The 26711-nt window shown below is 73.0% G+C and carries 36 protein-coding genes; 21 read left to right on the top strand and 15 right to left on the bottom strand.

Annotated elements, in window-relative coordinates; all coding sequences use genetic code 11:
• Positions 1-122 precede the first annotated feature (122 nt).
• The gene (locus tag ACLQ20_RS19935; protein WP_327029995.1) at positions 123-620 is read left to right on the top strand and encodes a hypothetical protein; all 498 of its coding nucleotides are present in this window, start codon (positions 123-125) and stop codon (positions 618-620) included.
• A 9-nt stretch (positions 621-629) separates the two neighbouring features.
• The gene (gene pheA, locus ACLQ20_RS19930) at positions 630-1583 is read left to right on the top strand and encodes a prephenate dehydratase (protein WP_327029996.1); all 954 of its coding nucleotides are present in this window, start codon (positions 630-632) and stop codon (positions 1581-1583) included.
• Between the two features lie 127 nt (positions 1584-1710).
• Here pheA and ACLQ20_RS19925 read toward each other — a convergent pair whose 3' ends face one another.
• The 3 genes from ACLQ20_RS19925 to ACLQ20_RS19915 all read right to left on the bottom strand — a co-directional run bounded on the left by ACLQ20_RS19925 (position 1711) and on the right by ACLQ20_RS19915 (position 3399).
• Positions 1711-2433, bottom strand: a complete 723-nt coding sequence (locus ACLQ20_RS19925) for an AIM24 family protein (RefSeq protein ID WP_358118719.1) — start codon at positions 2431-2433, stop codon at positions 1711-1713.
• 65 nt (positions 2434-2498) lie between these two features.
• Complete coding sequence (locus tag ACLQ20_RS19920) at positions 2499-2843, bottom strand: metallopeptidase family protein (protein ID WP_192581591.1); 345 nt, start codon at positions 2841-2843, stop codon at positions 2499-2501.
• Positions 2844-2967: 124 nt separating this feature from the next.
• Positions 2968-3399 carry an OsmC family protein gene (locus ACLQ20_RS19915; RefSeq protein WP_132240504.1) on the bottom strand — a complete coding sequence of 144 codons (432 nt, stop codon included), beginning with the start codon at positions 3397-3399 and terminating at the stop codon, positions 2968-2970.
• Positions 3400-3511: 112 nt separating this feature from the next.
• Between ACLQ20_RS19915 and ACLQ20_RS19910 the strand changes: the two genes are divergently transcribed.
• Positions 3512-4294: a hypothetical protein gene (locus ACLQ20_RS19910; RefSeq protein ID WP_151457316.1), complete on the top strand. Its 783-nt coding sequence runs from the start codon at positions 3512-3514 to the stop codon at positions 4292-4294.
• 112 nt (positions 4295-4406) lie between these two features.
• Here ACLQ20_RS19910 and ACLQ20_RS19905 read toward each other — a convergent pair whose 3' ends face one another.
• Complete coding sequence (locus tag ACLQ20_RS19905; protein WP_225852502.1) at positions 4407-4928, bottom strand: GNAT family N-acetyltransferase; 522 nt, start codon at positions 4926-4928, stop codon at positions 4407-4409.
• 195 nt (positions 4929-5123) lie between these two features.
• On the opposite strand from ACLQ20_RS19905, the gene ACLQ20_RS19900 reads away from it, so the two are divergent.
• Complete coding sequence (locus tag ACLQ20_RS19900) at positions 5124-5945, top strand: HAD family hydrolase (protein WP_151457318.1); 822 nt, start codon at positions 5124-5126, stop codon at positions 5943-5945.
• Complete coding sequence (locus ACLQ20_RS19895) at positions 5945-6757, top strand: HAD family hydrolase (RefSeq protein ID WP_151457319.1); 813 nt, start codon at positions 5945-5947, stop codon at positions 6755-6757. The genes ACLQ20_RS19900 and ACLQ20_RS19895 overlap by 1 nt, the downstream gene beginning before the upstream one ends.
• Positions 6758-6790: 33 nt before the next feature.
• On the opposite strand, the gene ACLQ20_RS19890 is transcribed toward ACLQ20_RS19895, so the two are convergent.
• Positions 6791-7399, bottom strand: coding sequence for a bacterial proteasome activator family protein (locus ACLQ20_RS19890; RefSeq protein ID WP_132240499.1), 609 nt, complete (start codon positions 7397-7399; stop codon positions 6791-6793).
• A gap of 82 nt (positions 7400-7481) precedes the next feature.
• Here ACLQ20_RS19890 and ACLQ20_RS19885 point away from each other — a divergent pair, with 82 nt between their 5' ends.
• Positions 7482-8279, top strand: a complete 798-nt coding sequence (locus tag ACLQ20_RS19885) for an alpha/beta hydrolase (RefSeq protein WP_327030001.1) — start codon at positions 7482-7484, stop codon at positions 8277-8279.
• A 79-nt stretch (positions 8280-8358) separates the two neighbouring features.
• The gene (locus ACLQ20_RS19880; RefSeq protein ID WP_151453986.1) at positions 8359-9552 is read left to right on the top strand and encodes an ABC transporter substrate-binding protein; all 1194 of its coding nucleotides are present in this window, start codon (positions 8359-8361) and stop codon (positions 9550-9552) included.
• 58 nt (positions 9553-9610) lie between these two features.
• Here ACLQ20_RS19880 and ddaH read toward each other — a convergent pair whose 3' ends face one another.
• Positions 9611-10444 (bottom strand): dimethylargininase, encoded by an 834-nt coding sequence (gene ddaH, locus ACLQ20_RS19875; protein ID WP_358118729.1) that lies wholly within the window; start codon positions 10442-10444, stop codon positions 9611-9613.
• 59 nt (positions 10445-10503) lie between these two features.
• Between ddaH and ACLQ20_RS19870 the strand changes: the two genes are divergently transcribed.
• Both ACLQ20_RS19870 and ACLQ20_RS19865 read left to right on the top strand, forming a co-directional pair.
• Positions 10504-10962, top strand: coding sequence for an Lrp/AsnC family transcriptional regulator (locus tag ACLQ20_RS19870; protein ID WP_311409908.1), 459 nt, complete (start codon positions 10504-10506; stop codon positions 10960-10962).
• Positions 10963-11045: 83 nt separating this feature from the next.
• On the top strand, positions 11046-12929 hold the full coding sequence (locus ACLQ20_RS19865; RefSeq protein ID WP_425857171.1) for a beta-propeller domain-containing protein: 1884 nt from the start codon (positions 11046-11048) through the stop codon (positions 12927-12929).
• A 106-nt stretch (positions 12930-13035) separates the two neighbouring features.
• On the opposite strand, the gene ACLQ20_RS19860 is transcribed toward ACLQ20_RS19865, so the two are convergent.
• The 3 genes from ACLQ20_RS19860 to mobA form a co-directional block, all read right to left on the bottom strand.
• Positions 13036-14142: a T3SS (YopN, CesT) and YbjN peptide-binding chaperone 1 gene (locus ACLQ20_RS19860; RefSeq protein WP_151453988.1), complete on the bottom strand. Its 1107-nt coding sequence runs from the start codon at positions 14140-14142 to the stop codon at positions 13036-13038.
• Between the two features lie 80 nt (positions 14143-14222).
• Positions 14223-14489 carry a DUF6457 domain-containing protein gene (locus ACLQ20_RS19855; RefSeq protein ID WP_151453989.1) on the bottom strand — a complete coding sequence of 89 codons (267 nt, stop codon included), beginning with the start codon at positions 14487-14489 and terminating at the stop codon, positions 14223-14225.
• The gene (gene mobA / locus ACLQ20_RS19850; RefSeq protein WP_425857169.1) at positions 14486-15106 is read right to left on the bottom strand and encodes a molybdenum cofactor guanylyltransferase; all 621 of its coding nucleotides are present in this window, start codon (positions 15104-15106) and stop codon (positions 14486-14488) included. Before mobA ends, ACLQ20_RS19855 begins: the two co-directional genes overlap by 4 nt.
• Positions 15107-15422: 316 nt before the next feature.
• On the opposite strand from mobA, the gene ACLQ20_RS19845 reads away from it, so the two are divergent.
• Complete coding sequence (locus tag ACLQ20_RS19845; protein ID WP_425857167.1) at positions 15423-15680, top strand: hypothetical protein; 258 nt, start codon at positions 15423-15425, stop codon at positions 15678-15680.
• Positions 15681-15698: 18 nt separating this feature from the next.
• On the opposite strand, the gene ACLQ20_RS19840 is transcribed toward ACLQ20_RS19845, so the two are convergent.
• Positions 15699-16313, bottom strand: a complete 615-nt coding sequence (locus ACLQ20_RS19840) for a LuxR C-terminal-related transcriptional regulator (protein ID WP_425857165.1) — start codon at positions 16311-16313, stop codon at positions 15699-15701.
• Between the two features lie 132 nt (positions 16314-16445).
• Here ACLQ20_RS19840 and fdhD point away from each other — a divergent pair, with 132 nt between their 5' ends.
• Complete coding sequence (fdhD, locus tag ACLQ20_RS19835) at positions 16446-17297, top strand: formate dehydrogenase accessory sulfurtransferase FdhD (protein WP_425857163.1); 852 nt, start codon at positions 16446-16448, stop codon at positions 17295-17297.
• A 9-nt stretch (positions 17298-17306) separates the two neighbouring features.
• Here the strand turns inward: fdhD and ACLQ20_RS19830 are convergent, their stop codons facing one another.
• The 3 genes from ACLQ20_RS19830 to ACLQ20_RS19820 form a co-directional block, all read right to left on the bottom strand.
• On the bottom strand, positions 17307-18002 hold the full coding sequence (locus ACLQ20_RS19830; protein ID WP_358118740.1) for a GAP family protein: 696 nt from the start codon (positions 18000-18002) through the stop codon (positions 17307-17309).
• Positions 18003-18179: 177 nt separating this feature from the next.
• Positions 18180-18425, bottom strand: a complete 246-nt coding sequence (locus ACLQ20_RS19825; protein WP_425857162.1) for a flavin reductase — start codon at positions 18423-18425, stop codon at positions 18180-18182.
• Positions 18422-18748 carry a hypothetical protein gene (locus ACLQ20_RS19820; protein ID WP_370518930.1) on the bottom strand — a complete coding sequence of 109 codons (327 nt, stop codon included), beginning with the start codon at positions 18746-18748 and terminating at the stop codon, positions 18422-18424. The genes ACLQ20_RS19825 and ACLQ20_RS19820 overlap by 4 nt, the downstream gene beginning before the upstream one ends.
• 208 nt (positions 18749-18956) lie before the next feature.
• On the opposite strand from ACLQ20_RS19820, the gene ACLQ20_RS19815 reads away from it, so the two are divergent.
• The 5 genes from ACLQ20_RS19815 (at position 18957) to ACLQ20_RS19795 (ending at position 22241) form a co-directional block, all read left to right on the top strand.
• Positions 18957-19700 (top strand): Scr1 family TA system antitoxin-like transcriptional regulator, encoded by a 744-nt coding sequence (locus tag ACLQ20_RS19815; RefSeq protein ID WP_425857160.1) that lies wholly within the window; start codon positions 18957-18959, stop codon positions 19698-19700.
• Positions 19688-19882: a DUF397 domain-containing protein gene (locus ACLQ20_RS19810; RefSeq protein ID WP_425857158.1), complete on the top strand. Its 195-nt coding sequence runs from the start codon at positions 19688-19690 to the stop codon at positions 19880-19882. Before ACLQ20_RS19815 ends, ACLQ20_RS19810 begins: the two co-directional genes overlap by 13 nt.
• Positions 19883-20190: 308 nt before the next feature.
• The gene (locus ACLQ20_RS19805) at positions 20191-20862 is read left to right on the top strand and encodes a hypothetical protein (RefSeq protein WP_425857156.1); all 672 of its coding nucleotides are present in this window, start codon (positions 20191-20193) and stop codon (positions 20860-20862) included.
• A complete protein-coding gene (locus tag ACLQ20_RS19800) occupies positions 20814-20969 on the top strand; it encodes a DUF397 domain-containing protein (RefSeq protein WP_151453998.1) in 156 nt (51 codons plus the stop codon). The genes ACLQ20_RS19805 and ACLQ20_RS19800 overlap by 49 nt, the downstream gene beginning before the upstream one ends.
• A gap of 396 nt (positions 20970-21365) precedes the next feature.
• Positions 21366-22241, top strand: a complete 876-nt coding sequence (locus tag ACLQ20_RS19795) for an alpha/beta hydrolase (RefSeq protein WP_425857154.1) — start codon at positions 21366-21368, stop codon at positions 22239-22241.
• A 121-nt stretch (positions 22242-22362) separates the two neighbouring features.
• On the opposite strand, the gene ACLQ20_RS19790 is transcribed toward ACLQ20_RS19795, so the two are convergent.
• Positions 22363-23151, bottom strand: a complete 789-nt coding sequence (locus ACLQ20_RS19790; protein ID WP_425857152.1) for a class I SAM-dependent methyltransferase — start codon at positions 23149-23151, stop codon at positions 22363-22365.
• Positions 23152-23314: 163 nt separating this feature from the next.
• Here ACLQ20_RS19790 and coaD point away from each other — a divergent pair, with 163 nt between their 5' ends.
• Positions 23315-23737, top strand: a complete 423-nt coding sequence (gene coaD, locus ACLQ20_RS19785) for a pantetheine-phosphate adenylyltransferase (protein ID WP_151454001.1) — start codon at positions 23315-23317, stop codon at positions 23735-23737.
• Between the two features lie 63 nt (positions 23738-23800).
• Here the strand turns inward: coaD and ACLQ20_RS19780 are convergent, their stop codons facing one another.
• Positions 23801-24307 (bottom strand): VOC family protein, encoded by a 507-nt coding sequence (locus tag ACLQ20_RS19780; RefSeq protein ID WP_132240483.1) that lies wholly within the window; start codon positions 24305-24307, stop codon positions 23801-23803.
• A gap of 25 nt (positions 24308-24332) precedes the next feature.
• Between ACLQ20_RS19780 and ACLQ20_RS19775 the strand changes: the two genes are divergently transcribed.
• The 4 genes from ACLQ20_RS19775 to ACLQ20_RS19760 all read left to right on the top strand — a co-directional run bounded on the left by ACLQ20_RS19775 (position 24333) and on the right by ACLQ20_RS19760 (position 26652).
• On the top strand, positions 24333-25175 hold the full coding sequence (locus ACLQ20_RS19775; protein WP_425857150.1) for a helix-turn-helix domain-containing protein: 843 nt from the start codon (positions 24333-24335) through the stop codon (positions 25173-25175).
• Positions 25176-25297: 122 nt separating this feature from the next.
• Positions 25298-25678 carry a hypothetical protein gene (locus tag ACLQ20_RS19770; protein ID WP_151454003.1) on the top strand — a complete coding sequence of 127 codons (381 nt, stop codon included), beginning with the start codon at positions 25298-25300 and terminating at the stop codon, positions 25676-25678.
• Between the two features lie 71 nt (positions 25679-25749).
• The gene (locus tag ACLQ20_RS19765; protein WP_151454004.1) at positions 25750-26202 is read left to right on the top strand and encodes a hypothetical protein; all 453 of its coding nucleotides are present in this window, start codon (positions 25750-25752) and stop codon (positions 26200-26202) included.
• Between the two features lie 15 nt (positions 26203-26217).
• Positions 26218-26652, top strand: a complete 435-nt coding sequence (locus ACLQ20_RS19760) for a hypothetical protein (protein WP_327030015.1) — start codon at positions 26218-26220, stop codon at positions 26650-26652.
• The last annotated feature ends 59 nt before the right edge of the window (positions 26653-26711 follow it).

Genomic DNA, 26711 nt, shown 5'->3' with positions numbered 1-26711 from the left:
CCGGCCCCGCGGCCCGGCCCGGAGCGGTTCGCCCGTGCGCCCCGTCTGCTCCGCCCCTGCCGCCCGTACGGGCCTCGTCCCGCCCGGCCCCGCCGGCGTACGCCCGCCGCCTCGCAGCCGTCGTGCTGCTGGCCGCGCTGCCCCTCGCCGGCTGCGGCACCCCACCGGAGCTGCGCCGCCCCGCCCCGACCACCGCCCCGACCCGCACCGCGCTCCCCGCCACGCCCAGCGCCGCGCCGACGCCCCCGCCCACCACCGGCCTGCCCGGCGCCGGAGGGAACACCCCCACGGTCGACCCCGGCCTGGTCGCGGTCCCGTGCCCGGACGGCCCCTCGGGAGCGCGGATCGTCGACCTGGTGCGGGGCCGGGGTGGCGTGCTGCCGAACGGCGTCCGGGTCCGGGTGCGGACCGGGCCGCTCTGCGCCGGCGAGTGGCACTACACGGTGCTCGACGTGACCGGGCACGAGACGCTCCAGGTGATCACCCAGGGCCGGCCGGGCGCCCCGCGACTGGTCACCGCCGGCACCGACGTCTGCACCGCCGAGGTCCGCGCCGCCGGGCCGCCCGGCATCCGGACGCGCGTCTGCGAGGGCGGGTCGCTCGGCGTACCGGGTGCGTAGGCTGTCGCCATGCCGGGAACACCGCCGACGCGCTTCGTCTATCTCGGGCCGGAGGGCACCTTCGCCGAGCAGGCGTTGAAGAGCATCCCCGCCGCCGAGCGGGGCAGCCGCACGCCGGCCCGCAGCGTCCCCGAGGCGCTGGAGGGCGTACGGACCGGGGAGGCCGACGCGGCCCTGGTGCCGCTGGAGAACTCGATCGGCGGCGCCGTCGGGGTGACCCTGGACGAGCTCGCCGAGGGCGAACCCCTGGTGATCACCCGCGAGGTGGTCCTGCCGGTCGAGTTCGTGCTCGCCGCGCGGCCCGGCACGACGCTCCCGCACGTGCGCAGCGTCGCCGCCCACCCGCAGGCGTCCACCCAGTGCCGGGGCTGGCTGCGCGCGCACCTGCCCGACGCCGTCGTCGTCGACGTGCTCTCCAACGGCGCCGCCGCCGCCGGAGCCGCCACCGGCGAGTACGACGCGGCGATCTGCGCCCCGATCGGGGCCGGGCGGCACCGGCTCGACGTGCTCGCCGACAAGATCGCCGACCACCCGGACGCGGTGACCCGCTTCGCGCTGGTGTCCCGCCCCGGGCCGCCCCCGCCGCCGACGGGTGACGACGTGACGTCCCTGGCGGTCTACATCGCGCACGACCGGGTGGGCGCGCTGCTGTCGGTGCTGATGGAGCTGGCCGTCCGCGGGGTCAACATGAGCCGGATCGAGTCCCGCCCGACGGGCGAGGCGCTCGGCCGCTACGTCTTCTTCCTCGACTGCGCCGGGCACGTGGCGGACGTACGCCTGGGCGAGGCGTTGCAGGGGCTGCGCCGGGTCTGCGCCGACGTGCGCTTCCTGGGCTCGTACCCCCGGCACCGGTTCCCCGGGACGGGCGACCGCCCGATCCCGGCCCCCGCCGGCCTCTCGGACGCCGACTACGCCGACGCGGCCGCCTGGCTGGCCCGTCTGCGCGCCGGCGACCTCGGCTGACGGCAGGCCCGGGACCGCCCCGGAGCCGACTGCGGCCTCCGCAAAGGCACCGCCCCCGACCGGCGTCGGATCCGGCGGGGCCGGTCGACGCGGTGCGGGGGCGGTGCGAGGTGGTGCGGGGCGTGCCTCAGCTGAGCAGGCCGCCGAGGAGCCCGCCCTGCTGCTCCTGGGAGCCGCTGCCCATGACGGGCGGCTCCTCGGAGGGCTGGACGACGACGAAGCCCTGGCCGGCGAAGCTCATCGTGAACGCCTCGCCGGTGCTCCGGCCCAGCAGCGTGCCGAGGCCGAGCTGCTCGGCGCGGTGGTAGCCGGTCTGGAGGTTGGCCGACCAGCAGACCGCCGCCTGCGGGTCGACGTAGGTGGGGGCGTCGACGCTGAGCACCACCGGAGTGCCCTTGGTGGTGATGGCGATCCGGCCGTAACCGCTGAAGACGCAGTTGAACAGGCCCGACGAGGACGCCATGCCGGCCCCGCCGACCATCCGGATGTCGTACTGCAGGGTGGAGTCGAAGGCCAGCACGCTGGAGCCGTTGATGGAGAGCGCGTCGCCGGGCTCCAGGTCGATGATGTGCACGTCCTTGGCGAAGTCGGCGAGGAAGACGTCACCCCGGCCCGAGACCTTCATCAGCGGGACGCCCTCGCCGGTCAGCTTCTGCTTGAGGAACTTGCCGAGCCCGCCGGAGCCGAGCGCCTGGAACTGCACCTGCCCCTGGTAGGCGACCATCGACCCGACCCGGGCCATCATCTCGCCGTTGAGTTCGACCTTCAACATCTTGGAGTTCTGCAGCCGCATGCCGGGCTGCGCGGACTCCTTCTCAAGGTTCTCCGCCGAGAACAGCTCGCTGCGCATTGGAAGTGCCTCCTGAGTTCGCGGTACCTGGACCGACGGTAGGCGACCGGGGCAACCGCCGCCCGTCAGCCCCAGCCCAGCTCGTGCAGGCGGGCGTCGTCGATACCGAAGTGGTGGGCGATCTCGTGCACCACCGTCACCGCGACCTCGTCGACGACGTCCTCGTCGTCGTCGCAGATGCGCAGGATGGGATTGCGGTAGATCAGGATGCGGTCCGGCAGCACGCCGGCGTAGTCCCAGCCGCGGTCGGTGAGGGCGTGCCCCTCGTAGAGGCCGAGCAGGTCCTCGCCGGGGGGCGGGTCGTCCTCCACCAGGATCACGACGTTGCTCATCAGGGCGAGGAGTTCCTCGGGCACCTCGTCGAGCGCGTCGCCGACCAGCTCCTCGAAGCGCTCGCGACTCATCTCCACCGGCACCCCGCCCATTCTGCCCGACGACACGGCCCGCCCGCGCCGGTCGGGCCACCGGTCCGGCTCGGCGGGCCGCCACGGGGAGCGTGATCCCCGTGGCGGTCGACGCCGACGACGGGGACGGTCAGGAGGCGAGGCGCGCGGTCAGGCTGATCTGGGCGCCCGGGGCGAGCAGGCGGGAGATCGGGCAGTTCTCCTTGGCGGTCTCCGCGAGCTTGGTGAACTGCGCCTCGTCGATGCCGGGCACCTGGCCGACGGTGTCCAGCTCGATCCGGGTCACCGCCATCCCGGCGTCGGTCTTGTCGAGGTGGACCTTGGCGGTGGTCTCCACGGAGGTGGGCGGCGAGCCGGCCTCGGCAAGTGCCTTGGAGAACGCCATCGAGAAGCAGCCGGCGTGGGCCGCGCCGATCAGCTCCTCGGGGTTGGTGCCCTCACCCTCCTCGAAACGGGACTTGAAGGAGTAGTTCCCCTCCAGCCCGCCCTTGCCGGTGCGGATCGTGCCGGACCCCTCGGTGAGGTTGCCCTGCCATTGTGCGGAAGCGGTACGGATAGGCATGCACCCGACGCTAGCCCAACGGGCACCCTCCGGCGACCGTTCACGCTCCGCGTCACCGGGTGCGTACTGTGTCATGATTCGGGGCAGGCCCGCGAACGCGGAAGGGTGGCCGATGTCCCAGAGTTCCCCCATTCCCCGGCAGGAACACCGGTCCGACGGTGCCGCCGTCCTGGAGTGGGGCACCGCGCAGCCGGACAGGCCGGGGCGGTTCGGGCGTACGTTCTCCGGGCTGCACCGGGACCCCCGGCTCCCCGTGCTGCTCGCGGCGCTCGGCGCGGTGGCCGCCCTCGCCTCGATGCTCGGCGAGTGGCAGGTGATGACCATCCCCAACGGCGGCCCGCAGGGCAACACGCCGCTGCGGGTGCCGGGCGGGGTGTCCGACGTCGGCGGGTTCGGGGTGGGCTACCTGGTCGGGCTGTTCGCCCTGGTCTGCGCGGTGGTGCTCGCGCTGCGCGGCACTCCCGCGGTGCGTCCGAACGCCCGGCTCGCCGGGCTGGCCGTGGCCGGGGCGCTGCTGGGGCTGCTGGTCGCGGCCACCGCCTCGCTCGACGAGGCCGCCCAACGCGTCTTCTTCTACTCGACGGACGACGGCTTCCAGGTCGAGTACGGCCGGGGCCTGGTGACGGCGTTCCTGGCCTGTGCGCTCTTCGCGGCGGCGCTGAAGCTGGCCCCGGCCGGCACGGCCCGGCTCGCCGGGAAGGCCGCCGGCGGGACCGAGGCGGACGGCGGAGCCGAAGCGGACGGCGGGACCGAGGCCGACGGCGGAGCCGGGACGGAGCCGGTGGGCTGGCGCCGCCGCAGGTCGCGGGACCTCACGGACGACGGGCCGCCCGCGCCGGCCGACCTCACCGTCGGGCCGGCCGCCCCCTTCGCCCGCCCCGAACTCCCGGACTGACCGCTCTTGGGGCCAGTTCGCCGACGACCAGGGTGACGAACGTCAGCCCGCCGGCTCGACGAGGACGGCCTCGGCACCTCCCGTGCCCGATCGCCGGGGCTCGCGGCGTCCCTCAGGGGGCCACCCAGCGGACCTCACCGTCCGCTCGCTCGTCGGTGGCCCGCAGGCCGAGCCGCTCGGCCACCCGGGCGGAGGCCCGGTGGTCGGGGTGCACGTGCGCGACCAGCGCCCGGATGTCGCGCTCCGCCAGCCAGCCGACCAGGCCGGCGGCGGCCTCGCCGGCGTAGCCGCGGCCCTGGTGCGGCGTCAGGACGACCCAGGCCAGCTCGGCGACCGGCCGGTCACCGTCGAGCCGCACGGTGGCCTGCACGGTGCCGACCGCGTCGCCGCTGTCCCGGTGCCGGACGACCCAGTTGAGCCAGCCCTCCCGGCCGTCCGGCGACCGCCCGACCGTCTGCCGGCGGTACCGCTCCCGGAGCTGCTCCGGGGTGGCCGGGCTGCCCCCGACGTACTCGTGCAGGGCCGGGTCGTCCAGGAGGGGGGCGAGTTCCTCGGCGTGGTCGACGCGGAGCGGCTCCAGCAGCAGCCGCTCGGTGTCGACGGCCTCCGCCACCGGCCAGTCCCGCTCTCCCACCCGTCCCACCCTACGGCCCGCGGCAGGGCCCCGGAGGGGGACACCGGCGGGCCGTCGACCGTTGGCACGGCATTCGCCGCAACGCCATGGTGGGGGCCCGTTGCGCGAGGTACGTTTGCTGCCCGCCGTCACTCAGGGTCGAGGCACCGAGGACCGAGACGGCTGGCTGCGACGGCGGCGGGCGAAGGAGGAACGATGACCCGCCCGGGCCTGCCCAAGCTGATCGCCACGGATCTCGACGGGACGCTCGTCCGCAGCGACGACACCGTCTCGGCGTACACGCACGCGGTGCTCGACCGGGTGCGGGCCGCCGGTATCCCGGTGGTCGGCGCTACCGGTCGCGGGCCCCGGCTGGCCGGAATGACCCGCAACGACATCCGGGCCGCGGACTTCCTGGTGATGGCCGGCGGCGGCCGGGTCGTCGACCAGAGCGACCCGGCCGGGCCGGTGGTGCTGCGCGACGAGCGCCTCTCCGCCGAGGTGCTGACCGTGCTGCTGGCCGACCTGGAGGCGGCCGTCGGGCCGCTGACCGTGATGGTCGAGGCGTCGGACGAGCACGGCGCACCGCTCTGGGGCGACTACCACCCGAGCTGGCCCTACCAGCACGAGTTCGAGGCGCGCAGTCGCGCCGAGTGCCTCTCGTGCGACGTGATCAAGGCGTTCGTCCGGACCGCCGACCACCACGTCGACGAACTGCTCGCGGTCGCCCGGCGGATCGTCGCGCCGGAGGTCGCCACGCTCACCCAGGCGGGGCTGGGCTTCGTCGAGATCTGCCCGCCGGGGGTCGACAAGTCCACCGGGCTGACCGTGGTGGCGCAGCGCCTCGGCGTCGACCCGGCCGACGTCCTGGTCTTCGGCGACATGCCCAACGACCTGCCGATGTTCGAGTGGGCCGGCTGGGCCCGGGTCGCGGTCTCCAACGCCCACCCGATGGTCCGCGCCGCCGCGGACGAGGTGACCCTGCGCAACGACGACGACGGGGTGGCGGTGTACCTCGATCGGCTACTGTCCCGCTGATGGGAGAGGCACCACGGCTGATCGCCACCGACATCGACGGCACCCTGCTCCGGGACGACCGCACGCTCAGCCCGCACACCGCCGACGTGCTGGCCCGGCTGTCCGCGCGGGGCACGCCGGTCGTGCTGGTCACCGGCCGGCCCATCCGCTGGCTGAAGATGGTGTACGAGCAGCTCGCCGAGCCGCTGCCGGCGATCTGCGCCAACGGCGCGGTGGTCTACGACCCGGTCGCCGACGAGGTGCAGCGGGCCGACCCGCTCGCCCCGGAACTGCTCGCCGAGGTGGCCCGGCGGCTGCGCGCCGAGGTGCCGGAGATCAGCTTCGCGGTGGAGATCGTCGACAGCCGGCAGATGCGGCACGAGGCGCACTACCCGCTGCGCTGGGACGCCGACCACGACGCGATCCGGGCGGTCGAGACCCCCGAGGAGCTGCTGGCGGCACCGGCGGTGAAGCTGTTGGCCCGGTCCGCCGAGCAGGACCCGGACGCGTTCGTCGCGCTGGTGGCCGCGGCCCTCGAAGGGCTGGCCGAGGCGACCCACTCGTCGTACTCGGGGCTGGTGGAGATCTCCGCCGCCGGCGTGACCAAGGCGGCCGGGCTGGCGTGGTACTGCGCGCGGCTCGGCATCGACGCCCGGGACGTGCTCGCCTTCGGCGACATGCCGAACGACGTGCCGATGCTGACCTGGGCCGGGCGGGGAGTGGCGGTGGCGAACGCGCACCGCGCCGTCCTGGAGATCGCCGACGAGGTCACGGCGGCGAACTCGGCGGACGGCGTGGCGGCGTACCTGGAGAAGGTCTTCGGGGTGGGGTGAGCGGCCGGCCGGCGTCCCCGGCCGGCCGCGCGGTCAGAGGTACTGGCCGGTGCTGTGCCCCTCGCCGCCCTGCGGCGGCTGGCCCATCCCCGGCATGCCCGGCAGCATTCCGGCACCGGGGCCGCTGGGCAGCGCCTGCCGGCCGGAGCGCATCTGCTCCAGCTGCACCCGGGCGGCCATCTGCTGGGCGACCAGGGCCGCCTGGATGCCGTGGAACAGGCCCTCCAGCCAGCCGACGAGCTGGGCGTGCGCGATGCGCAGCTCGCCCTCGCTTGGCGCCTTCTCCTCGGTGAAGGGCAGCGAGATGCGTTCCAGCTCCTCGCGCAGCTCGGGGGCGAGCCCCTCCTTCAGCTCGACGATCGACCGCTGGTGGATCTCCCGCATCCGGTGCCGGCTGGCGTCGTCGAGCGGGGCGGCCTTGACCTCCTCGAGCAGCTGCTTGATCATGCTGCCGATCCGCATCACCTTGGCCGGCTGCTCGACCAGTCGGGTCGGGTCCTCGCCGTGTGCCTCGTCGGTCTGCACGGTGCCGACGGGCCGCCCGTCCGGGCCGACCACCACCACCGTTCCGGAGTGACCGGTGCCATCCTGGCCCGGCTCGTCGTTCTGTCCAGCGGAGTGCGCTTCGGTCATGGGACCCATCTTTACCCAGCCGCGAGCGCCCATGCGCCCGGGGACCGATCCCGGCGGCGGATCCGCGCGTGATCCGCGCTACGGTCGCGCCATGCCCGCCGACCCCCGCGACGTGCTCAGCCGCCCCGCTCCGGCCCCCGACGTCACCGTCTCCTACGGCGACCACCCGGACCAGCTCGCCGACCTGCGCGTCCCCGCCGGGTCGGGCCCGGCCCGGCAGCTGGTCGTGGTGGTGCACGGCGGCTTCTGGCGGGCCGGGTACGACCGGCGGCACACCGACCCGCTGGCCGCCGCGCTGGCCGAGCTGGGCCACCCGGTGGCGCAGGTGGAGTACCGCCGGACGGGACAGCCGGGTGGCGGCTGGCCCGCGACGCTGACCGACGTGCTGGCCGGCGTGACGGAGCTGCCCCGGCTCGCGGCCGAGGCGCTGCCCGGCCGGGTCGCCGCCGGGCCGCCGCTGCTGGTGGGCCACTCGGCGGGGGGACACCTGGCGCTGTACCTGGCGGCGACCGCCCCGGACGCCGTCGGCGGCGTGCTGGCGCTGGCCCCGGTGTCGAACCTCGCGGAGGCGTACCGGCTGGATCTGGACGAGGGGGCGGTGGCCGCGCTGCTGGGCGGCGGCCCGGCGGACCACCCCGAGCGGTACGCCGCAGCGGATCCACGTTCATTGGTGCCCATTCCGACACGGACAGTAGTTGCGCATGGCTCACTCGATGAGCACGTCCCGGTCGGGATGAGTCGGGAGTTCGTCGCCGCCGGCCGGGCGGCGGGCGGCGACGTTCACCTCGTTGAGCTGCCGGAATGCGAGCATTTCGGGCTCATCGATCCGGAGTCCGCCGCATGGCCAGAGATCACGGCTGCTTTCCGATCGCTGCGGAAAGATCGCTAAGCATTGACGCAGCGTCGCTGACCGGGTAGAACGCCGAGGGGGCGTGATCCGCCCTGCAACGCTCCCCGGAAGGAACTCGGTGTCGCAGATGAACCGCAGGCGGGCCCTCCAACTGCTGGCCGCTCTCGGTACGGCCGGACTGGTCGCCGGGTGCGGCACCGACGACGCCGACGGCGAGGCGGGCACGGGAAGCCCGATCAAGATCGGCCTCGTGGCGCCGACCAGCGGCGGCCTCAAGGCGATCGGCGACGAGATCACCAACGGCTTCCAGCTCTTCCTCGATCTCAACGACAAGCTGCTGGGCGGGCACCCCACCACCCTGCTCACCGCCGACGAGGGCGAGAGCGTCAAGACCGGCAAGGCCGCCGTCGAGGGGCTGCTGAAGCAGGGCGTGCTCGCCCTCACCGGCGTGGTCGACGCGAACGTCATGTCCGGCATCCGGGACACCGTCGAACAGGCCCGGGTGCCCCTGATCGGTTCCAACGCCTCGCCGTCCAGCCTCCAGAGCGTCGTCTACATCTGGCGGACGTCGTACGTGCTCGACGAGGCCGGCCGGGCGCTGGGCCGCTACCTGCGCGAACAGCTGGAGCCGTCGGCGCGGTTGGCGATCATCGCGCCGGACAGCGTCGGCAGCCAGGACGTGGTGCGGGGCTTCCGGCAGGAGTTCGGCGAGTCCGACCCCCGGATCAAGGACGCGGTGGTCTCGACGGAGGTCTTCACCAACCCGTCGAAGTCCGCGTACCGGGCCGACATCCGCAAGGCGCTGGGCCGGAACCCGACGGCGGTGTTCTGCTTCTTCGCCGGGCCGGCCGCCGTCGAGTTCATCAAGCAGTTGCGCATCGAGGGGTTCACCGGCAAGGTCTACGCCCCCGGCTTCCTGACCGAGGGCGCCGTGCTGAGCAGCGTCAAGGCCGAGGACGCGCTGGGCATCCAGACGGCGCTGAACTACTCGTCCGACCTGAACAACACGGCCAACCGCCGGTTCGCCTCGGCGTACCGCAAGAAGCACGGCACCTCGCCGACCACCTACGCGATGGCCTCGTACGACGCCGCGCAGGTGCTCGACCAGGCGATCCGGATCGCCGGCGGGTCACCCACCCCGCAGCAGGTCAACCTGGCCCTCGGCAAGATCGGCCAGATCGACAGCCCGCGCGGGCTGTGGCAGTTCAACCAGCCCCGTACGCCGCAGCAGCGGTGGTACCTGCGCGAGGTCCAGCTCGACGGCCAGGTGCTGTCCAACGTCCTGGTGACCGAGCTGGCCACGCTCGGCTGAACCACCAAACCGCCCCACCCCCACGCGTCCGGTGGCGGTGGGGCGGCGGAGCGGCAGGTCAGTGGCGGAGTTCGGCGATGCAGCACTTCACGCTGCCGCCGCCCTTCTTCAGCTCGGCCAGCTCGACCGGGACCGGGTGGTAGCCGGCCGCCTTCAGCTTCCCGGCCAGGCGGGTCGCCTCACTGTTCAGCACGACGTTGAGCCCGTCGCTGACCAGGTTGAGGCCGAAGGCCAGGGCGTCCTCGGCGTCGGCGACCACCGCGTCGGGGAAGAGCTGCGTGAGCACCCGTTGGCTGGCGGCGGAGAAGGCGCCCGGGTAGTAGACGACGTTCTCGTCGTCGATCGAGGCGAGCGCGACGTCCAGGTGGTAGAAGCGCGGGTCGACCAGGCGCAGCGACACCACGGGCCGGCCGAGCGCCTCCTGCGCCTCGGCGTGCGCCGGCAGCTCGGTACGGAAGCCGTGCCCGGCGAGGATCAGCCCGCCGTGCGCCTCCGGCAGGTACGCGAAGTCGCCCTCGCCCTCGTTGGTCTCGATCGGCGCGATGAACCGCCAGCCCTGCGACTCGTAGAACGCCCGGTGCGCGGCGGCCTCGGCGGCCCGCTGCTCGTGCTTGAACTGCGCGCCGTAGACCGTGCCGTCGACCACGAACGCCCCGTTGGCCGCGTAGACCATGTCGGGCAGGCCCCGTTCGGGGGTCAGCAGGTGCACCTCGTGGCCGAGACCGACCAGGCTCTCCCGCAGCCGGTCCCACTGCTTGACCGCAAGCTGCGAGTCGACCGGGGTGGTCACGTCCATCCACGGATTGATCGCGTACTCGACCGCGAAGTGCTCGGGCGAGCACATGAGATATGTCCGCTTTCGCGCGACTCGCTGCTGGTTCACGATGACCAAGGGTAGGTACCCTCGAACTTTGGTAACAGCCACAACCGTTGCTTCCCAGAGGCGGAACGTTGCAGATAGATGACGTGGACCAGCGGATCATTGCGTTGCTCGTCGCGGACGCCCGCGCCTCGTACGCCGACATCGGTCAGCGGGTGTCGCTCTCCGCTCCGGCGGTCAAACGGCGGGTGGACCGGCTGCGGGCGGCCGGCGTGATCCGGGGCTTCACCGCCGTCGTCGACCCCGCCGCCGTCGGCTGGACCACCGAGGCGTTCGTCGAGCTGTTCTGCGCCGGCCGGACCACCCCGGCCCAGATCGGGGTCGCCACCCGCCGGCACCCCGAGGTGGTCGGCGCGTACACCGTCTCGGGCGAGGCCGACGCCCTCGTACACCTGCGGGCCGCCGACATCAGGCACCTGGAGGCGGCGCTGGAACGGCTGCGGGCCGAGTCCTTCGTGACCTCGACCCGGAGCACCATCGTGCTCTCCCGGCTCGTGGACTCCCCCGGCGTCGGCCCCTCGCCCCGCTGACCGGGGCAGGCGCGCGGGAAACGCGGCGCGGAAGGTCGGCGGAGGGCCGGAACCACCCGACGGCCGGGCGCGTCGAACCGGCCATGACACGGGGAGCCCACATCTTCGCGGTCGGCACGCTGGCCGCGCTCACCCTGCTCGGCGGCAGCGCGATCCCGGCGGCGCCGCCCGACCCACCGGGCCCGAGGCAGCCGACGACCGCGCCCGTGCTGGTTTCCTACGACTCCTGCGCCCAGGCGCTGGGCGGGCTCCGCGCCGCCGCCGACGCGTCCGTGGGCCCGTGGGGCTTCGGCAACGGCTGGCGCACCGGGGCCGCCTTCGGCGACGTGGCCAAGGACGCGACCGGGTCCCGGGCGTCAGCCCAGTCCGCCCAGCCCGCCCAGGAGCACTCCACGACCAACGTGCACGAGGCCGGCGCGGACGAACCCGACCTGGTCAAGACCGACGGGCGGCGGATCGTGACCGTCACCCGGGGCGTGCTGCGGGTGGTGGACCCGGCCGCCCGCCGGGAGACCGGCCGCCTCGACCTCACGCGGACGCTGCCGGAGCTGACGTGGGGTGAGCAGGCGACCCTGCTGTTGCACGGCGACCGGGCGCTGGTGCTGACCCAGATCGGCGCGGAACTCCAGTCGACGACCCGCGCCGCGCGGGCCCGCACCGCGCCGCGCCTGATCCTCGTCGACCTCGCGGGCACGCCGCGGGTGCTCGGCACCTACCGGATGGACGGCAGCCTCGTCGACGCCCGGCAGACCGGGAACACCGCCCGGGTCGTGGTCCGCAGCCGCCCCCAACTGGTCTTCCCGTACGCCGAACGGGGCACCGACGCGACGCGGACCGCCGCCAACCGCGCGGTGATCGCCGCCGCCGGAGTGGAGGCGTGGCTGCCGGCGTACGAGTGGACGGCCGGGGCGGAACGGCACACCGGCCGGGTCGGCTGCGACCGGTTGAGCCGGCCGCCCGCCTGGTCCGGCACGTCGATGCTGACCGTGCTGAGCTTCGACCTCGCCGGCGACCGCCTCGGCGACGGCGACCCGGTCAGCGTCGCCGCCGACGCCACCACCGTCTACGGCACCGGGAGCAGTCTCTACCTCGCCGGGGAACGGCCGGTGCCGCCCAGGCCCGGCTCGTTCCGGGGGGACGTCCGGCGGCCGGGCCCGCAGGTCACCGAGATCCACCGGTTCGACACCGGCGCGCCCGGGCGTCCCCGCTACGTGGCCTCCGGTTCGGTGCCCGGGTCGCTCGTCAACCAGTACGCCCTCTCCGAGTGGCAGGGGCACCTGCGGGTGGCCACCACCACGGGCGACGCCTGGGGCACCCGGCCGAACTCGGAGTCCGCCGTCCACGTGCTGCGTCCCGACGGGCACACGCTGGTCCGGACGGGCGCGGTCACCGGCCTCGGCCCGGGCGAGCGGATCTACTCCGTGCGCTTCCTCGGCGGCTCCGCGTACGTGGTCACGTTCCGGCTCACCGATCCGCTCTACGCGGTCGACCTGACCGATCCGACCGCGCCCCGGGTCACCGGGGAGCTGAAGATCACCGGCTACTCGGCGTACCTGCACCCGCTGCCGGAGGGCCGGCTGCTCGGGGTGGGCCAGGAGGCCGACCGGCGGGGACGGGCGCAGGGGCTCCAGGTCTCGCTGTTCGACGTACGCGACCCCGCCCGGCCGAGCCGGCTCGACCAGTGGCACGTGCCGAAGGCGTACTCCGCGCTGGAGCACGACACGCACGCCTTCCTGCACCACCCGGAGACGGGCCTGGTCGCGCTGCCGGTCGGCGACGACGTACGCCTGCTGCGGGTGTCCGGGACCGACATCGGCGAGGTCGGCACGGTCTCCCACACCGGCCCGGCGGGCCCGGTCCTGCGGTCGCTGCTGGTCGGGGATGTGCTCTGGACCGTCTCCGCCGCCGGCCTGCGGGCCACCGATCCGACCACCGCCCGGAGTCTCGACTGGCTCCCCGTGACCTGATCCTCCCTCCCCGGCGGGTGGGGCCCGGTTTCTCGGGGTTTCCGGGCTCCACCCGCCACCACCGGTCCGTGCTCCACCCCGCCGCCTGCCGGTGGTGGGGCGTGGATCAGAGGTACATGCCAGTGCGGTGTTCCTCCTGGTCCCGCTTGACGGGCTTGTCGCCCTCGCCGAAGAACCGCTTCCCGCCGAACTCGCCGTGCAGGCGGTCGTCCAGCTCGTCCGCGAGCCCGGTCATCACCTGGACCGCGAGCATGAGGTGGGTGGCCTGGAAGTTGCGGCCGAAGACGGGGATGGACGCCCACACGGTGTCGTCGGCGCAGTAGAGCCGGCCGATGGGCATCCGGTTGGTCAGCTCGGAGAGCTTCACGTAGAGCCGCTCGGTCGGCTCGACCTCGGTCAGCACCGGGGAGAAGACGTCCACCAGCGGCGGGTTGTCGCGGACCCGGACGAAGACCATCGCCGAACCGGCGCGGATGTTGATGTCGCCGTCGGAGTCGACCTGCAACCGGTCCGGCTCCGACTTGAGCATGGTCGAGACGACGGTGCGGACCTGCTCGGCGAGCGCGGCCGTGTCGTGCTCGGGCGCCTGGGCGGCGGCAGCCGCCGCGAGCGCCTCGTCCAGGTCGGCCTCCACGTTGCGGTCGGGGCCGAACTCGCTGCGCGCGGTGCCCAGCGGCTCCACCGGCAGCGCTTCGCCCTCGGCGTCGTGGATGAGGTAGACGAGGAAGGCGGGGTGCGGGGCGCCGTAGACGTCGCGCAGCGTCCGGGTGAGCAGGGCGGCCAGCCGGGCGGCCTCGGCGGTGCCGCTGTCCAGCCCGAAGTGCTCGCCGGAGCCCGGCACCACGCCGGGCGGCGACCAGCCGAGCGCGATCATGTCCGCCACGGCGGCCCGGTCCAGCCGGTAGCCCTCCGGCAGGGTGGCGTTGCCGACCGCGCGGGCGGCCAGCCGGCCCTCCTCGCCGACGTCGATGCTGACCGAGTAGACCGCGTCGCCGGTGCCGGAGGCCGTCGGGTCGAGGGTCAGCTCCACGTGCGTGCCCGTGGGGAGCGCCGCCAACCGCTCGGCGAGTGCCCGGGCGAACTCGTGCCAGGCCTGGGTGACCTTGGCCCGCAGGTCGGCCGTGCTGGGCTCGTCGAGCAGGATCGGCTCGTGGTGCGCCGGCAGGGTGCCGGGCGAGTCGCCGCCCGGCGCCGAGGGGTGGTCCGCCGTCATGATCGCCTCCGTCCGTCACGGTCACCCTACCCACGGAACGGGGGAGGCGAATCAGCCCGACCGTGATCGGACAGCGGAGGTCAGGCGGGTGTCCCGCCCGGGCGTTCGGCGCCGAGCCCGACCGGCCAGTCGGCGGCCAGCGCGCTGAGCCGGGCCGCGGCGCCGGCCGGGTCCGCGCCCCGCCCGACCGCCAGCCCCAGCAGGTACGCGGTGACGGGCGCGCCCGGCCGCAGCACCTGGTGCGCCACGTCCTTGGCCAGGTCGAGCACGGCCGGCACCGGCACCTGGGCGGGATCCAGGTCCAGCTCGGCACAGGCCGCCGTCACCCAGTCGTCCATGACCGTCATCGCGCCCACTCCTCCGCCCGGCGTACGTCCTCGTCAGTGTCGCAGTCGAACCAGGGCGGCGGGCCGGCACCGGCCCACGGCACCTCGCGTACCCGCAGCGCGGCGAGCAGCGCCCTGATCGGCGCCCCCGCCAGCGACGCAACGGACCCGTCGGGCTGCCCGCTGGCGCGCTCGGCGGCGAGGCGGACCAGGGCGGCGCGCAGCGGGGCCACCCGCCACACGCCGCAGAGGGTCTGCCGCCGCCCGTCGCCGTCGACGTAGCAGGCGCCGTCGTGACCGGCGTCGAGGTGGCCGAGCAACTCCCCGACCGCCGCGCGGGTGAGCAGGGGCAGGTCGGCGGCGAGCAGGGCGACCACCGGCGTACCGGGGTCGAGCAGGGCCAGCCCTGCCGCGGCGGCGGCGACGGGGCCGCCGCCCGGCGGTTCCTCCCGGGTCACCCGCACCCCGGCGGGCACCGGTCCGGCCGGGCCGACCAGGATGCGCGGCGCGGCGTCGGCGACCGCGGCGAGCACCCGGTCCCGCATGGGCCGGCCGCCGACCGCCCGGGCGGGCTTGTCGACGCCCCCCATCCGGCGCGCGGCCCCACCCGCCAGCACCACCGCCGCGTACGCGTCCACCGGGCCACGGTATCCGCCCGACGCCTCGCCGGGAGATGCGAGGCGACGGACGAGAGGTTGCCCGGCTCTCCCGTGTGGAGCGGCGGCCTACACAGAAGTGGGACGTGATCGTGGACGGCCGCCGGTGCAGCCTGGTCCTGTAACGCGGCCCTCCCGAGCGACGGGCTCGGCGGGGGACGGGGCACGGCAGATCTCGGGTCCGGTTCTGCCGTGCCCATCAGAGACGGCCCACGGGGGTGGCGACCGCGGTCCCACCCCGATTCTCCAACCGGTACACCCTCGGCCCCTGACGGCCGAAGCGAAGAAGGGAGCAACGATGGCGAAGACTCCGCGCCGCCCGCGCGTCCGCAGCCTCATCGCGGTCGCCGCCGTGGCCGGCGGTGCCGTGGTCGGCCTGGCCGCGCCCGCCCAGGCGGCCTACAACAGCCCGCTCTACTCCACGCTCAAGGCGTGCAACGCGGCCCGGCCGACGTACGTCAGCTCGTGGACGTCGCCGGGGCCGTGCTACCCGATGTACAACTGGAACGGCACGAAGAAGATCGGCTACTCGTTCCTGGTGCAGACCCGGGGCTGACGTGCCGGTCCATCGGTCCTAGGCGGCGGGGTCCACCTCGAACGCCATCGCGATCCGCGTCAGTCCCGCCTTGTTCACCGCGCCCGTCTTCTGTCGCAGGCGATGCGTGTAGGTGTCGACCGTCGACTTGGACAGGCAGAGCCTGCGGGCGATCTGCTGGTGGGTGAGGCCCTCGGCGACGAGCCGCAACACGTCCCGTTCCCGGGCGGTCAGCATGGGCGGACCGCCGTCGCAGACATCGGCGACGGCGTCGGGCAGCAGGGCGACCCGCGCCGCGCCGTCGAGGTACAGGTCGCCCCGCCCGACGGCGTGGACCGCCCGCAGCAGGGTGGCCTCGTCGACGTCCCGCCCCAGATAGGCGAGCGCGCCCGCGTCCAGGGCGGCCCGCACCCGTACCGCGTCCTGGCACGTGGCGAGGACGACGAACGCCGGCCCGTCGGGCCACCACGGGCCGGCGTTCGACTCCGCGCAGCGGTCGGCGACGACGACCTGCGGCGCGTCCCGCAGGGCGGCGACCGGCTCGACCGAGGGGAACACGCCGACCACGGTCACCCCTGGAGCCCGCCCGAGGGCGTCGGCGACCCCCCGAAAGGTCAGCGACCCGTCGTCCACGACAGCGACCCTGACGGCCATGGCCCACCCTCTCCGGACTTCCTCCTGCGGACGGTCACACCGTACGGCGGGCGGCGTACAGGTCGCGTACATCGCGGATACGGACGGGCCGTCGCCGCGCGGTGTCCCGACCCGGGGGTGCAGGATGGCGGGATGGGACGGGCGACTGACCGGCGCGGCGTGCTCCGCATCGACCTCGACGCGGCGACCGGCCGCACCTCGGTACGCCGGCAGGACAGCCTCGCCGTGGAGGAACCGCTGGAGATCCGGGTCGGCGCGGCCGGTCCCGGCCGGCGACGGCCGCTCGCGGTGACCATGCGTACGCCGGGCGACGACCTCGACCTGGCGATCGGCTTCCTGCTGACCGAGGGGCTGATCCGCTCCGCCGACGACGTACGCACCGCGCAGCTCTGCGCCGGCGCGGAGACACCCAACACGTACAACGTGGTGGACGTGGTGCTGTCGCCCGGCGTGCCCGAACCCGCCGTCGATCCGTCGCGGAACTTCTACACCACCAGCTCCTGCGGGGTGTGCGGCAAGGCGAGCATCGACGCCGTGCGTACCCGATCGGTCTTCGCGGTGGGCGACGACCCGCTGACCGTGCCGGCGGCGGTCCTGACCGCGCTGCCGGACCGGCTGCGCGCGGCCCAGCGCGGCTTCGACCGCACGGGCGGCCTGCACGCGGCGGGCCTGTTCACCGCCGAGGGCGACCTGGTGGTGCTGCGCGAGGACGTGGGCCGGCACAACGCCGTCGACAAGGTCATCGGCTGGGCGGTCCGCGAGCGGCGGCTGCCGCTGGCCGGGCACGTCCTGCTGGTCTCCGGGCGGGCGAGCTTCGAGCTGACCCAGAAGGCGTGGATGGCGGGGGTGCCGCTGCTCGCGGCGGTCTCCGCGCCGAGCACCCTGGCGGTGGAGCTGGCCGAGGAGGCCGGGCTGACGCTGGTCGGCTTCCTGCGCGGCGAGGCGATGAACGTCTACGCCCGCCCCGACCGGATCACCACCTGATCCGTCGGCCTAGCCGAACAGCCCCAACCGGACCGCGGCGTCGCGGGCCACCAGGAAGCCGGCGATGCCGAGGATCCAGCCGAGCATGCTGCCCGAGGTTCGCATGATCCAGGCGTTGAGCCGGGCCAGCACCGGCTCGACCAGCCTCGGCAGCGCCATCCGGGCCGCCAGCAGCAGCACCGCCGGCAGGATCATGACCAGGCAGTAGCCGGCGAGCAGCCCCACCATCTCGGCCGCGCCGAGACCCGAGGTGGTCAGCAGGCCGACCGCGCCGAGGTACGGCAGCATCGTCGCCACCTCCGCGAGCGCGGCGAGCAGCGCCAGCCCCACCAGCCACCGCGCGGAGGAGTCGCCGGCGGTGGCCCGGTCCCGCCAGCGCAGCACCCCGCCGCTGCGCGGACGCCGCTTGCTGTCGTAGCGGAAGCTGAGCAGGAACAGCCCGACCCCGAGGACGAGCTGTGCCCAGAGCACCGGTCGGTTGTCCATCGCCCCACCGAGGACGTCGGCCAGCCGGCTGCCGCCGAGGGCGAGCAGCAGCCCGACGCCGAAGTAGAAGACGGCGATCGTGCCGAGGTAGACGAGGATCCGTCGGGCGTTGACCGGCCCGGGAGCGAGCAGCAGCCAGACGGGAATGAAGAGCGTGCCGATGCTCGTGCTGTCGACTAGGGCCAGGCCGGCGAGCGTCAGCAGCAGTCCGACGCTCATGCGGTGCTTGCGGTGGGTTGGGGCACGGACCCATTCTGTGCCGGCTCCGATCCTGTCGACTCGCCCTACGGAACGAACGTCCACTACATCTTTCGACGGAGACCAGCGTTGCCGGTGCCTGCCGTGCCGCTGTCTGCCGTGCCGCTGTCTGCCGTGCCGGCGCTTCCGATGGCGCGGTCAGCGTGGGCGGGCCCAGCCGGTGAAGCGAGCGGTCAGGTCGGCCGTCGTCGTGGCGTGGTCCAGCGCGGCGAGCTGTTCGCCCGCCTCGGCCTGAAGGGTCGCCAGGTGGATCAGCAGGGCCGGCCGGTCCGTCCGGTACTCGGCGAGCAGCCGCAGCTTCGCCGCCGAGCACGGCCAGGCGATGCCGCAGGCCGCGCAGCGCCAGGTGGGCCGGGTGGGCAGGTGGTCGCGGCGCCGGGTCACGCTGTGACCCGTCGGCGGGTCACGGGACGGCGGTGGGCCTGCGCCGACGAGGCCGGAGCTGCGGTACGCCAGCGGACCCCCTCGCACCACACGTAGAGCGAGCGCCGGTCCACGGCGTCGCCGCGCGCGCCCAGCTGGTAGACGTCGATCCAGCACCAACCGTGGTATGTGTGCCAGTCGGTCAGGACGCGAATCACGCGCACGGAGATCGGGCGGACGAACTGCGGGCTCGCGGACCGGGTCAGGTGCAGGACGTCACCCGACCTGATCTGCCGCAGCGCGGGCTTCGGGTCGGGCTTCGGGTCCGGCTGGCGCTCCGGCAAGGTCTTTCCCCTCGTCCGTCGGTGTGGAGAAGGGGGCCGCCACGGATGCTCGCCCGGCGGCGACCCCCTCGCGGCACGACCGGCGGGCCTCGGGATGCCTCCACCGGCTCGCGCCGTCTACATGGCACCCTGCCGAGGGTTGCCAGCCGATCACACCGCGTAGCAGTCTGTACCGGGGATATTCAGGACGTTCAGGCGAGGAGCAGGGATGAACCGGGCGGTTCAGGTAGCGATGGCGAAGGCCGGCGAGACTGCGGAGAGCCTCGCAGCTCAGATCGGCGTCGATCCGAAGACGGCGGCACGCTGGGTGAGCCAGGGACGAATCCCGCAGACCCGTCACCGTGCCCGGGTCGCCGAGATCCTGAACAAGGACATAGAAGAGCTCTGGCCGGACGCACTGAAGCGAAGAGAGCCAGCGTGGTTCAGACCGTGGACCGAGATCGAGCGTGAGGCGGCGGGGCTGCGGTGGTTCGAGTCAGCCGTCCTCCCGGGCCTCCTACAGACCGAGGACTACGCCAGGGCGGTCCTCACCAGCGGGCCGCTGATGGCTGACGCGGAAGCCTATGTCGACGCCCGGCTACGCCGGCAGGCCGCCGTGCTCGACCGTCCGCGTCCTCCTCTCCTGGTCTTCGTGATAGACGAGGCTGCGCTTCGGCGGGGAGAGCCCGAGGTCATGCACCCGCAGCTTGACCACCTGATCGAGCTTGCCCGGCGTCCGAACGTCATGATCCACGTGCTTCCTCTCCGTGCCGGACTGCACCCCGGCCAGGCCGGGCCGTTCATCATCGCCAGCACGCCCGACGGCGAGGTCGGCTACCTCGATGACCAAGCCACCGGTCGTCTCACGAATGACGTTGCTCCGCTCTGGGCGGTCTGGGATACCGTGAGATCGGTCGCGCTGCCGCGAGACCAGACCATCGACCTGTTGAGAGCGCGATCATGGATGACCTGACCAGCGCGCAGTGGCGCAAGAGCACCCGCAGCAGCTCGAATGGCGGTGCCTGCGTCGAGGTCGCCGACAATCTTCCCGGCGTCGTCGGCGTCCGTGACTCGAAGGACCCGGCCGGCCCGGCACTCACCTTCACACCGGCGGCCTGGCGCGCGTTCGTCGCCGAACTGGCCGAGCGGGCCTGAACACCCGGGACGCAGTCACGCCCTTCCCCCAGACCGGCTGACGCGGAGGACGCGAGCCCTCCTCCCGCCCCTCGCCAGGCCCCCGAACTCTTCCGCTGGAGACGGGAAAGCGACTGGGCCGCGATCGGCTTCTCGGCCTGCCACAACGTCAGTCACGCCTACGGACCGCCAATCTCATGGGGACCGCGAAACAGGCGAGGCCGCACCGACGATGACCGCCCGGCAGTCCTCCCATCGGATGGCGTATCCGCTACACATGGTGTGTGGACCACCTTCAAGGGCACCTCGGCACCTGCGCAAGCGGAGCCATGGCCGAGGGGATGCACACCCGACAGGCTGACCTGACGACGGATGCCATACGCGAGGGCCTTGGCAACGTGTTCTGGATCGGCGGTGGACCTGCGAGCGGTAAGTCGACGATCGCGCGTCGGCTCGCCAACCGGTACGGCTTGCATCTGTACGCCACCGACGATGTCATGGGTGACCACGCCGACCGTGTTACCGCCGAGGAAGCGCCTTGCCTGGACCGGTTCAAGGCGATGGACATGGACGAGCGCTGGCTCACCCGTTCCCCGGAGATCATGCTGGACACGTTCCACTGGTTCCACGGCGAGGCGTTCCACCTGATCGTGGACGACCTGCTGAGCCTGCCGACAGGCACTCGCGTGGTGGCCGAGGGCTTCCGGCTCCTCCCGCACCTGGTCAAGCCACTGCTCGCCGAGGTCGATCGCGCGGTGTGGCTGCTGCCGACGGCGGACTTCCGCGACGCCGCCCTCGCCCAGCGAGGGTCGACCTGGCAGATCCCGGCGAAGACCAGTGATCCGGAACGGGCGAGGCAGAATCTGAGCGAACGCGACCGGTTGTTCACCGAGCGCCTGATCGTCGAGACCGACCGGCTCGGTGTGCGGGCGATACGGTTGGTCCCCGGGATGTGCGAAGACGAGGTCGCCGACCAGGTGGCCCGGCAGTTCGCCCTCTGAACGGCGTCGTCGCCGTCCCTGACTCGAAGGACCCGGCCGGTCCGGCGCTCGCCTTCACACCGGCGGCCTGGCGCGCGTTCGTCGCCGAACTGGCCGAGCGGGCCTGACGTCCGAAGCGCACGTCGGGCCCGGCGCGGGCGAGCAGGATCGCGGACACCCAGCCAAACCCGAGCGCCCCGCGGGAGACGGCTTGTGACCGCCAGCAGTCGAGCTGGCGCCTCGTCACGCAGCCTCGACCGGATGATTCGCGCCTCCTGCGGCGGTGACGGAGCCCGCCCGCGGGCAAACAGGTCGCGCGACGCTGTCGAGCTGAGTCGTCTGTGACATCAGGCGATGCCTGGTTCGCTGCGACACCAGATGGCGGTGAATCGTCTGCGACATCAGCTCGACAGTCCCACGCGAGCCGCAAGGGCCGCCCGATCCTGGCGGTGGACCGCATCGGCGCGCCGCCAGCTCCTCACCGGGCGAGACGGAGACGCCCGGTCGGTGTTTGACTGCCCTGCATGGAGCTGAGCGTCGGCGAGCAGCAACTCCCCGCCACCCTGAACCTGCCGGCCGGGCCGGCCCGGGGCGCCCTCGCCGTGCTGCACGGCTCCCACGCCGACAACCGGTCGTACTTCCTCTATGAGCACCTGGCCCGGCTGCTGCCGCCTGCCGGCATCGCGGTGCTGCGCTACGACCGGCGCCCCCGGATCGACGGACGCGACGTGCCGATGAACGCCCAGGCCGACGACGCGGCGGCGGCCCTGGACGTGCTGCGCCGGCAGGTCGGTGACGTCCCGGTCGGACTGTGGGGGTTCAGCCAGGGTGCCTGGGCGGCGGCGCTGACCGCCAGCCGCCACCCGGTCGACCTCCTCGTGCTCGTCGGGTGCAGCGGGGTCAGCCCCGCCCGGCAGATGCGGTACGGCACCGCCGAGCAACTTCGCCGCCACGGGTACGGCGACGCCGACCTCGCCGAGCTGGACCGGCTGCGTGGGGTCACAGAGGCGTACCTTCGCGGCGGGCTGTCCCGGGCGGTCGCCCAGGCAGAGTTGGACGCCGCCGTCGAGCGGCCCTGGTTCCCGCTGGCGTTCCTGCCGCGCGAGGTGCCGGAGCCCGGCGCCTGGGCCGACATGGACTTCGATCCGGAACCGGTATTCGCGGCGCTGACCTGCCCGGTGCTGCTCTGCTACGGCGACACCGACGCCTGGATCCCGATCGAGGAGAGCCTGACGGTGTGGCGCCGGGCGGCCGTTGCGGCAGACCTGACCATCGCCCGGCTGGCCGGCTGCGACCACGCGCCCACCCTGCACGAGGCCGAGAACCTGGCCGGCATCAGCCCGCAGTACGCACAGATCCTGCTCGCCTGGCTGGACCGGCGGCTCTCCACAGTTCGATGACGTGGCGGCGTGGCGCGCGTTCGTCGTCGAGTTGGCCAAGCGGGCCTGACCATCCGGGGCGCGCTCCGATGCCGGCGGGCCATGGAGATGGAAGGCCTAGCTGGGCGAGGTGCGGCCTCTCTCAGTCGGGCGTACCGAACTGGAGCCAGACGCGGACCCCCTCGGTGACCTCGTCGCGTCCGCCGAGGGCGTCGCGCACCTCTGCGGCAAACGTGGCTCGTCCCTGCGTGGAAGGCAGCTGGTCGGCCGACAGGGCGGAGAAGACGCCGCCGACCATGTCATCGACGGTGAGCGGTGCGTCGTACCGCACCGACGACTCCGCGTACCGGTAGCCGGCGCGAACCAGGGCGTCCTGGTTGCGTAGGCGGCCGGCGTCGTCGGTTTGGCAGGCAGCTGTGACGGGGTGCCCGAGCAGCCGTTCCAGGCAATCGCGCAGTGCCCTGGACCAGTCGGCGTCCTGGAGCCACAGCGGCGCTCCGTTGGTGACGACGGCGACGCCACCGCCGGGACGCAGCAGCGGCCGGGCGGCCCTGAACAGCGCGTCGCGGTCCATGAAGTGGATGGCGACGGCGGCGGTCAGCGCGCCGATCGTCCGTCCGCCGAGTAGCCGACCCAGTGCGGGCAGGTCGTTGTCAGTGCCGAGCATCCACATGGCGTTGACCGTTGCGGCGTCGAGGGCGGCCTGGCGGGCCAGAACCAGCATGTCCGGCTCCGGGTCCACGCCGATGACGGTCCCGACCCGGGCGGCGAGCGGGAGGCTCAACTGGCCGGTGCCGCAGCCGAGGTCGACCACCGCGTCCTCGGCGCTGAGGCCGAACGTTCCCACGAGGGCATCGAGCACCTCGGGCGGGTAACCACGCCGGTGCTTCGCGTAGTACGTCGCCACCTCACCGCTGAAGCTCGCTCTCATCTCGACAGCCTGCCGGGGAAGCAGACCGGGAAGCGAGCGATTCTGCTCAGGGCATGGCCAGGGTGTCGCTGCTTGCGCCAGGCACGGCGAGTCCCTGTGGGTGTGACGTACCGCCCACGGCGAGGGGCGAGCGGATCCGACAGCCGATACCTACAGTCGGGCTATGAGCACCGGCAGAGGCGTGCGGGCGGTCTACCCCGGCAGCTTCGATCCCTTCACTCCCGGGCATCTGGATGTGGTGGACCGGGCACGCCGCCTCTTCGACGAAGTGGTCGTGCTCGTCGCGGTCAACAGCCTCAAGAATCCGTGCACCGACGAAGAGGCGCGAGCGGCCGCTGTCCGGGCCATTCTGCCGGTCGAGTGGACCTCCGTGAGCGTTGCGGCCTGGAGCGGGTTGACCTCCGACTACTGCCGTCGCCACGAAGCAGGGGTGATCGTCCGCGGCTTGCGGAACACCACCGACCTGCAGAGCGAGTACCGGCTCGCCGCGATGAACGAGTCGCTCGGTGTCCCCACGGTGTTCCTGCCTGCGCAGCCCGAACTGGCTGCGGTGTCCTCGACCGCGGTGCGCACGCTGGGAAAGTGACCTTCGTTCACGCAGCCGCGGACGGCTGGGCATCACGCGAGCGGCCGGCGCTGTCGCCCCGTGTCAGCTCGCCTGGTTCTGCTGCTCGGCCCATTCGGCGACCCGTCGCGCGCTCTCCTTCTCGGAGAGGTCCTCCACCCGGGTCATGACCGACCACCGTACGCCGAAGGGGTCCCTGATGCTGGCGAACCGGTCGCCGGACACGAACGTGGACGGCGCCTCACGGACGACGGCGCCGGCCGCCTCGGCCCGGGCGACGACGGCGTCCACGTCGGGGCAGTAGAGGCCCATCGAGTAGCAGTCCTGGTCCCCTTCGGGGGCCGCGACGAGCCCGTAGTCGGGCATCGGCTCGCCGAGTTGCAGCAGCCCGTGGCCGAAGTCGAGGACGGCGTGGGCCACGACCCCGCCCATCTCGGTCACGTCGACCACCCGGGCACCGAAGATCTCCCGGTAGAAGTCGATGGCGCCGCGCGCGTCGGGGATCGCCAGGAAGGGGGTCAGGCTGGTGGCGCCGTGCGGCGTACCGTTCGTGGTGTGCTCACCGTCGGCGGCTCGGGTCGTTGCAGTCATGTGACCGATCGTAGGAACGGCGGGCGTGGGCCGGCTTGAAGATTCGCGCCAGGTTCCCGCCCCGGGTGGGGCGAGCCCACGGGGTGTCCTCTATCCGGCGCGGCTGCCCACGTTCGACCGGCTCCCGCCGCCGGACGCGGTGCGGCAGTTGGTGCGGTGGTTCTGGATCCCGGAGTGGCAGATCCAGCCGGGGCGGTCCTCCCGGCAGCACCTGATCGCCTTCCCCGCCTGCAACCTCGTCGTCGAACCGGACGCGGTCGGCATCTCCGGGCCGACGACCGGCAGTTCGCACCGTGACCTGACCGGAACGGGCTGGGCCGTCGGCGCCCTGCTGCGGCCGGCGGCCGTACCCCACCTCGTCGCGGATCCGGCGGCCCTGCGGGACCGCTACGAGGCCGTGGACCTGCCCGACCTGCACGCGCGGGTGCACCGCGAGATGACCGGGCCGGGCGACCGGCGGACCCGGCACCGCCGGGCCGTCGACGCCTTCGCGGGGTGGCTCAGCGAGGCGATCCCACCGCCGAACGACGAGGCGCTGCTGGCCAACGCGATGGCCGAGGCCATCGACACGGATCCGGCGATCCGGACGGTCGAGGATGCCGCCGTACGCGTGCGCCTGTCCACCCGCTCGTTGCAGCGGCTCGCGGCACGGTACGTCGGGCTGCCGCCGTCGACGATGATCCGTCGGCGTCGACTACAGGAGGCGGCCGAACGCCTGCGTACCGACCCGGACACGACCCTGGCCGCGGTCGCGGCCGACCTCGGCTACAGCGATCACGCCCACCTCGCCAACGAGTTCCGGTCGGTGCTCGGCCTCTCCCTGAACAGTTACCGGCAGCGGGTCACGGGCGAGGAGGACGGGTCGTAGGTTCGCCGTAAACTCTCGCGGTATTCGCCCCTAAACTTCCGCGGTACACGTCCGTGGACCTTCGCGGTATTTCTGCCAACTGTTCTTGTTGGACGATCGAAGGCCATGGTCCACTACGCGCCATGCGCAGATTGTTGGCATCGATCTTCGTCCTCGTTTCGGGTGCCGCTGGCGTTGTCGCCGGGACGCCCACGGCTTCCGCCGCCTGCAGTTATCCGTGGTCCAATCCGAGCAATTGGACAGCCGTAACCGTCGGCGACGACGTCAACTATCGCAGCGGCCCGTGGCGTAGTTGCAGTTCGAACGGCACCTGGAACAGCGGATCTGACGTCTATCTGCACTGTTACCGAGTCGGTGAGAAGATCACCGCCCACGGGGTCACGAGCCCGCTCTGGTGGCACGTACGTAAGGCCGGCACCCAGCAGCAGGGCTACATCTCCGAATCCTTCCTGCGCAGCAACGGTTGGATCCTGCCGCACCCGCCCGCTTCCCACCAATGCTGACCTGATCCGCACGAGAGCACTCTGCGGTCGCCCAAGGGAGATCGCTCGAATCCCATGGAAAGGGAGCCCTGATGAAACCAGTACGACTACTGCTGGCAGTTGCCGTGGGGCTGGCCGTGTCGACGGCGGTCGTCGCCAGCCCGGCTGCCGCAGCCGACTGCGACATCCTGTTCGGCAAGTGCTGGACGCTGTACCACAGCGACGGGGATGTCGTCGGTGCGCACGCCGACGGATACACCACCACCCAGTGCGACGGCCTTGGTCGGGTGTGCGTGTTCGGCACCTTGGAGGACACCAAGAGCGATGGGAAGTCCGCCTGCCTGGAGTTCTTCGCGACCTACTCGGACGGCGGCACCCGCAGGGAGTACGACCGGGTGGGCGGCTACGGCAACAGCAAGAGCCTGGGCAGCGCCGGATATTACAGCTTTGCCAGCAACGTAAGCACGATCAAGGCCCGCGAGGGCATCACGAACAGCAGCGGGACGTGCGTCTACGCGTCCGGCTACAAGTCACTGGCCTTCTAGCCGGAAAGGCGATCAATGCGCATCACGGGCCGTAGGTTCACCATCTGTGCGGCGACGACCGCAGCCGTCCTCGCTTTCACGGCATCGCCGGCGTTGGCCGTCGCCAACTGGTCGCTCTACCACACCAACGGAGATGTGGCGGGGGCGCACGCGGCGGGGTCTGTCGGCGTCGAGGACGGACGCGTCATTCTGCGCGGCACGCTGGAGGACACCGCCGCCGACGGCTACTCGGCCTGCCTGCAGACCGAGGCCTACTACAGCTACTCCTCGAATCCGGGCCGCACCGAGATCGACTACATGAGCAAAGGAAGCGGCAAGAGCGCTCCGATCGGTGCGGGCCACTACAGTTTCGCCATCAACGTGACCAAGATCCGCGCCCGCGAGGGCCTGGGCAAGAACGGTTCCTGCTTCGCCTGGGCCACCGGGTGGACCACGATCTACGCGGGCTGAGCCGGGTCGCAACAGGACGTCGCCGGGCCTGACCTGCCGCAGGCTCGCCCGGCCAGCCA

Source organism: Micromonospora sp. DT46, assembly GCF_049841735.1.
Taxonomy (GTDB): Bacteria; Actinomycetota; Actinomycetes; order Mycobacteriales; family Micromonosporaceae; genus Micromonospora; species Micromonospora reichwaldensis.
The sequence above is the reverse complement of the archived record's forward strand: the minus strand, read 5'-3'. Positions and strand labels throughout refer to the sequence as shown.